This window comes from Seonamhaeicola marinus (assembly GCF_008085455.1).
The window spans coordinates 1-1,156 of the sequence record NZ_VSDQ01000196.1 but is presented as its reverse complement, the minus strand read 5'-3'; the positions used below and the strand labels follow the sequence as shown (position 1 = coordinate 1,156).

Below are 1,156 nucleotides of genomic sequence, written 5' to 3'. Positions count from 1 at the left end.
CGCAAATTTGAAGCAGAAACGCGTTTTTATAAACTTTAATTAACCGAACTGTAAAATGTTGAGGATGAATTGAAACTTATTGCGTTTTTATTTAAGCCATGTTATAAATTCATTTAAAAAAATAGTATTTTCACTATTACTTGTAACATTTTTACAATTTAAACTACTTATTGGTATAACCAAACCATAACATTGAAGAACGAATTAGAACAAAATTTTGTGGAACTGCTTGAAAAGCATCAAAACATCATACATAAAGTATGCAGGTTGTACACCAATAACTATGATGCTCATAATGATTTGTTCCAAGAAATAACCATTCAACTTTGGAAAGCATACCCAAAGTTTCGTGGCGATTCAAAATTTAGCACTTGGATGTATAGAGTTGGTTTAAATACCGCTATTACACTATACCGAAAGTCTAAAAGAACCATTAACACCCAAGATTATGATGGTGTTGCTTTTAAAATGAAATCTGAAGATTATGATGATACCGAAGAACAACAATTAAAAATACTTTACAAAGCAGTGCACCAGCTTAATGATATTGAAAAAGCACTTGTTTTTTTGTATTTAGAAGATAAAGATTACAGAGAAATTAGCGAAACAATGGGAATTAGCGAGGTAAATGCCCGCGTGAAAATGAACAGAATTAAGAACAAGTTAAGAACCATTTTAAATCCGTAATAGCCATGGATGGATTAGATTTACTAAAAAAAGATTGGAATAAACAAGATACACAAGCTACTTTAAAAGCTAAAGATATCTTGCCTATGCTACATAAAAAATCATCATCAATAGTAAAAACACTGTTTTACATTAGTATTGGTGAATTACTTTTTTGGATACTAGTTAATACCATACCTTATTTTAGTTCAGATTCTTACAGAGAACAATTAGACAAAGTATACTCTGATAATATTATGATTGGGCTAAGTGTTTTTAGTTATGCTATTATTTTAGTTTTTATTTTTCTACTATACAAGTCATACAAATCTATTTCTGTAACCGATAGCGCTAGAAGATTAATGAAAAGCATTATTAATACACGAAAAATAATTAAGTATTATGTTTTATATAACTTAATTATTATTGCTATATCTCTTGTTATAGGCTTTTATTACTCATCACATTATGACCCCAACGTTATGAAAGC

2 protein-coding genes are annotated in these 1,156 nt (G+C 28.7%); both read left to right on the top strand.

Annotated features, from left to right (window positions below):
• Positions 1–192 precede the first annotated feature (192 nt).
• Complete coding sequence (locus FUA24_RS02980) at positions 193–687, top strand: RNA polymerase sigma factor (protein ID WP_147135735.1); 495 nt, start codon at positions 193–195, stop codon at positions 685–687.
• A gap of 5 nt (positions 688–692) precedes the next feature.
• The coding region (locus tag FUA24_RS02975) for a hypothetical protein (protein ID WP_148540006.1) at positions 693–1,156 on the top strand (464 nt) is incomplete at its 3' end.